Genomic DNA, 7655 nt, shown 5'->3' with positions numbered 1-7655 from the left:
AGGTTTGTCTACAATCTGAGAGGACTACGCAAGTAGGCCTCTTTTTTTTGCTTTTCTTTTATATTCGTGAAAGATACGTGCCAATCGGTTTTTGATAATGCTCGCCTCGCCAAGTTCCTGTATTGAGATAGTCTGCGATCAAATAGCCGATATAAGGTCCGGTAGTCAAACCAGAAGAGCCTAAGCCGCTTGCAGCAATCAACGTTGGTTCTTCAGGCACAGGCGCAAAGAATGGCGCAAAATCAGAAGTGTACGCACGTGTGCCGACACGCATCGTGTGTGTCCATGTAGCAAGCTGATCAGAATCAGTCAAAAATGGTGCGGTATTTTGGATCAGTTGTTGATAAGCCGTTTCAGTTGGCGCGAGGTCCCATCTTGCATCATTTTCATGGGTGGCACCAACTAGTATTGTCCCATTATTGAATGGGATAAAATCGGCTTCACCTTCTAACATAGCGACAGGCCATTCTTGGCTGTGTAAATAAGGCGTTTGAAAAACGATCAGTTGCCCTTTTTGGGGGCGAATATCTGCACAGATTCCGATTTCTTCAAGCAACGGTTTCAATGAAGGTCCAGGGGCTAAGATCACTCGGTCAAATGACTTGTGTCCAAAAGTACCAGATACGAGCCATTGGGTGGCTTCTTTGCGTAATTGGACACGTTCAGAGACAACTTGGACCCTTTTCTGTTCTAACCGTGCGGCAAGGTGAGACAGATAAGCGTGACCATCTAAACGGCCTCCGCCACTGACAAACAAGGAAGGAGTTGGTTTTAGCAAGGGAAGAGCCTTCGCTGTTTCCTCAGCACTCAATAGTGAAATATCACCAATTTCTGGTGCTTCCTTCTTTCGTTCTTCCGCAAGTGCGGCAAGGTCCTCCAAAGCTTCTTTTGTGCGAAAGATCAATGTACCTGATTGTTTATAGATAGAATCATCAAGTGCTAGATCTTGGATGAGCTTTGGGAAGAAAGCAGCGCCATCTTTTGCTAACTGATACCACTGTTTATTTCGTCTTTTGGAAAGCCAAGGCGAGATGATCCCAGCACTTGCCCGAGTTGCTTGTCCTTCTTTTGCATCGAACAAGGTAACCTCAAATTTAGAGGTATCTAAATAATTTGCTAATGTCATACCGATGATACCACCACCGATAACAGCGATTTTTTCCATAAAAAAACCTCCTTTACGTATCTACCATCTCATAGAATGTTAGAAGATACAATATTTTATCCGAGGATTTTATTCGCTTGAATACAAAATTTTGTGTTGAAAGCTAATCGTTGAAAAAAATGAGAGTGAGACAAAAATAAAATTCATTTTTGTTTCTAACATTAAAACCGAATAAACGGTGTTCCAGAAGCAACTCCTTCGGAAATAAGCCGAGAAACCCAAAAATTTGAAGAACAATTTTCGGGTTTCTCGGCTTATTTCTCGGAGCTGAACACTTCTGTCACAACCTCATTCGGAGTATCGTTCTAATTTTGTTCTTGCTTAGGCTTTTGCATCATGTAACGGATAAATAGGAGCAAGCTGATGATCAATAAGCAAAGTAGGACACCTAAAGCCACTTTTGAACCGAGTGTAGTTGCGGCTTCATAACTATTCGAACGATGGTCTTGGAAAAAGTTGATGATCACAGCAACTAGCGTAGTAGCGACAGCTCCGGAAAATTGTTGTAACGTATTGAATACAGCATTACCGTCTGATTGTAATTCCATTGATAAAGCATTCATCCCAGTTGTCATCATATTACTATAAGAAAGGCCGATACCGATCATATAGAAGAAGTGACAAGCAATCAAGAAGCCTAGTGATGCGTGGCCTAGTATCACGACAAGGACACTCCAACCCACCAATGAAAACAAGAGACCGATAAAAATCGGTTTTTTAGGTCCGTGTTGGTCGAGTAATTTCCCTGAGAAAGGAGATAAGAGAGCACCAATCGCTGCCCCTGGAAGCATCGCTAAACCTGCGACAAACGCATTGTTTCCTTGAACTATTTGGACAAAGTTCGGTAGGACAAAGGAAACACCAAGCAGTAAAAATTGATAAACTAAAAAACTAAATAAAAATAAGCGGAACGTGCGATTTTTAAAAATCTCTAGTCGGATCAAAGGGTGTGCGGCTTTTTTTGTTCGTTGATAGAAAAGCAAGAAGCCTAAAATAGCGATGACCAAGGACACCCAGCCAATCCAGTCTTTAAACATACTTAAAAACGTAAGGCTTCCACTAAACATCAGACAAACACCGAAGACACTAAGTAAATCTAGGCGACCAGTTTTCTCAACCGCAAATTTTGGAATCGCATATAAGCCGATCCCAAGTGAAAGGAGCAATACTGGCAATAGAAAGAGGAAAATATGACTCCATGAGAAGTTAGCAGTCAAAATCCCACCATATGTTGGACCGATCGCTGGAGCAATCGCAGTTGTCAAAGTACCGAGTCCCATCATCGTGCCTCTTTTTCCCATAGGGGCAAAAGTCAAAATGATATGAAACATCAAAGGCAAGGCGATCCCTGTCGCAGCCCCTTGGAGCACACGACCTAAGAGCAATAACAAGAAGGTAGGAGAAAAGTAATCGACCAACAAACCAGCAATAAATAGTAAATTAGAACTCAAGAAAAGTGTTCGGATACTAAAGTTTTTTGTCAGATAGGTCGAAAGGGGTACGATGATCGCAATCATCAACAAATAGATGGTCGTAACCCATTGTACCTGAGACGTACTGATTTGAAATTCTTGGATAAGTGTAGGGAAAGTCACGTTCATTGCGGTTTCAATCAAAACCCCAGAAAATGACATGATCCCTGTGGCAAGTACTGCCGGAACTAACTGTAGTTGTTTTTCTTTTTGCATGATTTTCACCTCTAATTTTTTCGTAAAAAAAGAGACAGATTTCTATTCTAAAATAGAAACCGCCTCTCTCTCGACACGCTAGGCGTGTTATCTGTACGATTTATCATTCGGCTTATTCTAGCATAAGTCTAAAAATAGTGTCAACCAGATTAGCCAAGCGAATGTAAAAGAGTTATGATAGTAGTGAAGAATAAAACAAGGAGGGCTTATGGAAAAAATCGAATGGCGAAAAACCGACCCTAGTTATCGTATGTCAAAGAAACCACAGCTACTGAAACTCCGTGCTAAAAACTTTTTTTGTATCAATGGAGTAGGTGATCCAAACGGGGAAGAATTCAAGCGTCGTATAGGCTGTTTATATGCTGTAAGTTATACGATCCGAATGGCACAAAAAAGTGGCTGGTTGATTCCTGATTATGCACCTTACACCGTTTATCCTTTGGAAGGTCAGTGGGGACTACAAGAAAAATTTTTGAATGAACCAGTGATGTTGAAGGAACATTTTTCTTATCAGTTGATGATCCAGCAACCAGATTTTGTTACCCCTCAAGTGGCTTCAGAGGCGTTAACGCGAGCCGCAAGTAAAATCCCAGAAGATTTAGTGAGTCAACTTTTCTTCACGTCGATCGAAGAAGGCATGGTTGCGCAAATCTTACACGTTGGTCCATACGATGATGAACCAGAAACATTTGAAAAGCTGGATGTATTTCTTAAAGAAAAAGGCTATCACCGAACATCAAAAGAGCATAAAGAAATCTATATGAGTGATCCAAGAAGGGTTGCACCAGAAAAATTAAAAACGATTTTACGAGTGACCGTAGAACAAGACAAACCAGACTAAGTGTCAGAAATCAACTAAATGCAACCGATAGATTACTTGTTTTTTTGCTATAATTAGATACGAAGAGGTGTTTTTTGTATGAAAAAAAATCAACGACAATCATTGATTCGCCAATTGATCACGGAACATGCGATCGGTACGCAAGAGGAATTATTGAATCATTTACAAATGAATGGTGTCAATGCAACTCAAGCAACGATCTCACGAGATATCCGCGAATTGAAGCTCGTCAAGATCCAAGATGAGAATAAACAGATAAGGTATGCGTTATTCAATCAACAAGCCGATTCTTTAATGGAAGATCGCTTACGAAATGCGGTCAAACGTGAAGTCTTACGTATCCAACCCATCCAATTCATGATCGTGGTCTTGACTGAAAAAGATGGTGCGGACGTCGTGACGAATTGGTTAGATGAAGTAAATTATCCAGAAGTCGCTGCAACGATTGCTGGGGTCGATACGTTCATTATTATCTGTCGAACAGAAGAAGAAGCTCAGTCTTTTGCCGAAAAATTAGAGCAAATGAGGGAATAGGTTCGCTTTTTTATCTAGTCATCAATGGAAGCGCTAAACAAACAGGTAGTTGTTTAGATACTACGAAACGGTAGGAGTGCTGGACTTAATGGTAGGTAATTTGATCGAACGATCTCGGAATAAGTCGTAGCATCCCAAAGTGCCAATCAATTTGAACAACTAGACAGTGAAAGAGAGGCGAACGAGCCAGTGATGACAAACATGATCATTTTCTTGACCATTTTAGTTTACGGCGTCAATTTCTTGGCGTTTATGTATATTAAAATAAAAGAAATCAAAAATTATTTAGAAAAAATAGCCATCTATTTTGGTGTGAATATGACGTTGTTATTCACAAGTAGTATTTTCTTATTTTTCGGGAAGATCGTCGAAGACGGAATCCTGTTGATCGAGTGATCCACAAAAAAACTGATGCCCACTACGTTGGAGGCATCAGTTTTTGCTTTTCGTTTATTTTTTTGGAGGTGTACCGTACATTTTAGGCGTTACTGGTTTTAATTTAGGTGCTTCGCCTTCAATTTTAGGTTCTTTCAACCATTGATATTCTCCTTCACCATCTAGCGCTTTGCCTTTTGCCCAAGAGCCTTCGCTACTTTCGTCACCTTCTGAAAGGTTATAGAAATCATAGGCAATGTCTTTACGTTCTTCTTCTCTTGGGAAGGTTGTAGGAACAAGGATACCGCCTTCAGTTTCTTCTAATTCTTTTACAGCAGCTGCCCAAAGATTTTGGTGATAGCTGTCTCTAGCTAATAAAACTGAAAGTAAGTCTTTTACGCCACGATCATCGATCATTTCGTAAATACGAGCGACTTGTAGTCTTCCTTGAGATTCAGCATTCAAGTTGGCACGGAAATCAGCAAGTAAGTTCCCACTAGCAATAATATAGCCACCACTCCAAGGATTACCTACACTATCCGCAGGACGTGGTCCTAAGCCAGCTACGATAGCATGTTGAGGATTCATACCGGAAATGATCGCACCGATCGTTGGGTCTTTTTTCATTGCTTCTTCTTGATCTTCAACAGGTGCATCTTCGAGTAAGCGAGCAACCATCGTCGCTAACATTTCAACGTGTCCAAGTTCTTCTGTCGCAATGTCCATTAACATATCTTTATATTTTTCTTCCCCACGACAACTCCAACCTTGGAAAAGGTATTGCATCGCTACACTCATTTCACCATATTGTCCGCCAATCAATTCTTGTAAATATTTTGCGATTAATGGATTCGGACGATCTGGTTTTGCCTCAAACTGTAATTCTTTTTGGTGTCTAAACATCAAATCTCCTCCTAATCATTTTTTAATACATTACTATTGTTATATGGAATAGAAAAAAATTCAAAGGAAACGCTCTGATTATCAAAAATAATTTATAAACGTTGATTTAACAATGTTTGATTCTGTGAGCTTGAGTCGGTCAAAAGAAAAAGAATGAAGCAAATCGACGAAATAGCTTTTGTCCAAAAATGAAAAAGAATGTTTGTTTCCAATTGTATTCTCATTTTATTGACGGAAAGTAAGTAAGGGGATTTTCGTCACGAGGTACTACTTTCTGTTTTTATAATCTTACTGCTCAGGTCAGAACGCTTTTCTCACGACCTCACGACCTATTGTTACTTGTAGAATGTTTGCTTCTTTGATATGGTTAGTACAAGAAAAACATCGGAGGTATATCATGGCTAAAATTATGGTAGTAGAAGATGAAGAGATCATTCGTCAGCTGATTATGGAAGAGTTGGAGAAATGGCAATTTGAAACGTATGGAACATCAGATTTCAATCAGGTTTTTGCTGATTTTGAAAAAGAAGAACCGCAGCTTGTTCTGTTAGATATCAATCTACCCGTTTTTGATGGTTATTATTGGTGTCAAAAAATTCGTGAGATCTCTAAAGTACCGATCATTTTTATTTCAAGTCGTAATACCAATATGGATATGATCATGGCAATGAATATGGGGGCGGATGATTTTGTGACGAAACCGTTCCAAATCGATGTCTTGATTGCTAAAATCAATGCTTTGTTACGTCGTTCATACAATTATGGTGAGTTGTCGAGTGAAATGATGACACATAATGGCATCACATTGAATGTTGATAACGGCAGTATGGAGATCAATGGCGAAATGATCGATTTGAGTAAAAATGAGTATCGCTTGTTATTCATTCTAATGAAGCAACACGGCAAGATTTTGACTCGCGAAAAATTATTGCGTGCATTATGGGATGATGAACGGTTTGTGGATGACAATACATTGACGGTCAACATCAATCGTTTGCGTCGTAAGATCGAACAAGCAGGTATCACCGGCTATATCGAAACAAAAGTCGGCCAGGGGTATATCGTTCCCTGAAAGGATGAAAGATAACTATGAATTTTTTTAAGTATTTGAAAGATCAATGGTCGCTGATCGTTGGCTGGGTATTTTTCATTTTGTTGACGATTTTTGTCATGTGGTTAGCCCCTAATATCACAGTAGACTGGGCTACGATTGCATACCTAGCTTTGATCGAAGGTGTCTTTTTACTCTTTTTCTTGCTTGTCAGTTATTTAAGTAAACGTAGATGGTGGGCGAAATTGTCGAATCTGCAAAAAATTTCCCCTTTACAAAATTATTTGGATGGTGGACATACGGAAGAAGAAAAATTGGTGGAGGCTTATATCAATCAGCTGATACGTGAACATCAGGAAGTGATGCAAGAAGCCATCACGAATCAACAAGATCAAAAAGATTATATCGACTCATGGGTCCACGAAATCAAAGTTCCCGTAGCAGCTTCAGAATTACTGTTACGCTCGATTGAGTTTGATATTGACGATCAAAAGTATACGCTGTTAGAAAACGAGTTGTCTAAAATCGATGAGTATGTCGAACAAGTATTGTATTATGCTCGCTTGGATAGTTTTTCAAGGGACTATTTGATTCAAGAATACAGTATCAAGAGCATCGTCCAACCGGTCATTCGTAGCCAAGCAAATTATTTTATCCAAAAGAAGATACGCTATGAAGTAATCGGTGAAGACCAAACGATTTTAACGGATTCGAAATGGGTAGCGTTTATTTTTAAACAAATTCTTAGCAATGCTATCAAGTATACGCCAGATGAAGGTGAGATCAAATTGTTGATCGAGAAAACCCCAAAAGGCGTAAACTTTTCTGTCAAAGATTCAGGGATCGGTATCCCAAAAGAAGATGTTGGACGGATTTTCGACAAAGGATTTACGGGGGCGAATGGTCGTCTGAGCAAAACACATTCTACTGGCTTAGGCTTGTACCTTGCTAAAAATCTGGCTGAAAAACTCGGGATCACGCTCACTGTTGATTCGATCGAGGGAGAAGGAACGACGATGACTTTATTTTTCCCTATCTTGAGTTTTTACCAAGAAGAGCGTTAAAATCAAGGAGATTTTCATACTTGTTTCTGAAGTC

At 39.7% G+C, this 7655-nt stretch carries 8 protein-coding genes; 5 read left to right on the top strand and 3 right to left on the bottom strand.

Annotation, left to right across the window (positions count from 1 at the left end; translation table 11 throughout):
* Positions 1–58: 58 nt before the first annotated feature.
* Together JZO83_RS05610 and JZO83_RS05605 are read right to left on the bottom strand one after the other, a co-directional pair.
* The gene (locus tag JZO83_RS05610; RefSeq protein WP_207115191.1) at positions 59–1165 is read right to left on the bottom strand and encodes an FAD-dependent oxidoreductase; all 1107 of its coding nucleotides are present in this window, start codon (positions 1163–1165) and stop codon (positions 59–61) included.
* 305 nt (positions 1166–1470) lie between these two features.
* Complete coding sequence (locus JZO83_RS05605; RefSeq protein WP_207115190.1) at positions 1471–2853, bottom strand: MFS transporter; 1383 nt, start codon at positions 2851–2853, stop codon at positions 1471–1473.
* A gap of 208 nt (positions 2854–3061) precedes the next feature.
* Between JZO83_RS05605 and JZO83_RS05600 the strand changes: the two genes are divergently transcribed.
* The 3 genes from JZO83_RS05600 (at position 3062) to JZO83_RS05590 (ending at position 4624) form a co-directional block, all read left to right on the top strand.
* Entirely contained in the window at positions 3062–3694 is a 633-nt protein-coding gene (locus JZO83_RS05600; protein WP_207115189.1) for a GyrI-like domain-containing protein, read from the top strand.
* A 78-nt stretch (positions 3695–3772) separates the two neighbouring features.
* On the top strand, positions 3773–4228 hold the full coding sequence (locus JZO83_RS05595) for an ArgR family transcriptional regulator (RefSeq protein WP_207115188.1): 456 nt from the start codon (positions 3773–3775) through the stop codon (positions 4226–4228).
* Positions 4229–4417: 189 nt separating this feature from the next.
* Positions 4418–4624, top strand: a complete 207-nt coding sequence (locus JZO83_RS05590; RefSeq protein ID WP_023519183.1) for a hypothetical protein — start codon at positions 4418–4420, stop codon at positions 4622–4624.
* Between the two features lie 54 nt (positions 4625–4678).
* On the opposite strand, the gene JZO83_RS05585 is transcribed toward JZO83_RS05590, so the two are convergent.
* Positions 4679–5506: a manganese catalase family protein gene (locus JZO83_RS05585; RefSeq protein WP_206856993.1), complete on the bottom strand. Its 828-nt coding sequence runs from the start codon at positions 5504–5506 to the stop codon at positions 4679–4681.
* Between the two features lie 397 nt (positions 5507–5903).
* Between JZO83_RS05585 and JZO83_RS05580 the strand changes: the two genes are divergently transcribed.
* Both JZO83_RS05580 and JZO83_RS05575 read left to right on the top strand, forming a co-directional pair.
* Entirely contained in the window at positions 5904–6578 is a 675-nt protein-coding gene (locus JZO83_RS05580) for a response regulator transcription factor (protein ID WP_206856994.1), read from the top strand.
* Between the two features lie 17 nt (positions 6579–6595).
* Positions 6596–7621, top strand: coding sequence for a sensor histidine kinase (locus tag JZO83_RS05575; RefSeq protein WP_207115187.1), 1026 nt, complete (start codon positions 6596–6598; stop codon positions 7619–7621).
* Positions 7622–7655 lie beyond the last annotated feature (34 nt).

Origin of the sequence: Enterococcus sp. DIV1298c (assembly GCF_017316315.1) — a bacterium.
GTDB lineage: Bacteria > Bacillota > Bacilli > Lactobacillales > Enterococcaceae > Enterococcus_B > Enterococcus_B mangumiae.
The sequence above is the reverse complement of the archived record's forward strand: the minus strand, read 5'-3'. Positions and strand labels throughout refer to the sequence as shown.

What these genes read in the sequence shown, in the direction of transcription:
- JZO83_RS05585 (WP_206856993.1), bottom strand. Translation starts at nt 5,506, where the DNA reads ATGTTTAGACACCAAAAAGAATTACAGTTTGAGGCAAAACCAGATCGT.
- JZO83_RS05600 (WP_207115189.1), top strand. Translation starts at nt 3,062, where the DNA reads ATGGAAAAAATCGAATGGCGAAAAACCGACCCTAGTTATCGTATGTCA.
- JZO83_RS05610 (WP_207115191.1), bottom strand. Translation starts at nt 1,165, where the DNA reads ATGGAAAAAATCGCTGTTATCGGTGGTGGTATCATCGGTATGACATTA.
- JZO83_RS05605 (WP_207115190.1), bottom strand. Translation starts at nt 2,853, where the DNA reads ATGCAAAAAGAAAAACAACTACAGTTAGTTCCGGCAGTACTTGCCACA.
- JZO83_RS05595 (WP_207115188.1), top strand. Translation starts at nt 3,773, where the DNA reads ATGAAAAAAAATCAACGACAATCATTGATTCGCCAATTGATCACGGAA.
- JZO83_RS05580 (WP_206856994.1), top strand. Translation starts at nt 5,904, where the DNA reads ATGGCTAAAATTATGGTAGTAGAAGATGAAGAGATCATTCGTCAGCTG.
- JZO83_RS05575 (WP_207115187.1), top strand. Translation starts at nt 6,596, where the DNA reads ATGAATTTTTTTAAGTATTTGAAAGATCAATGGTCGCTGATCGTTGGC.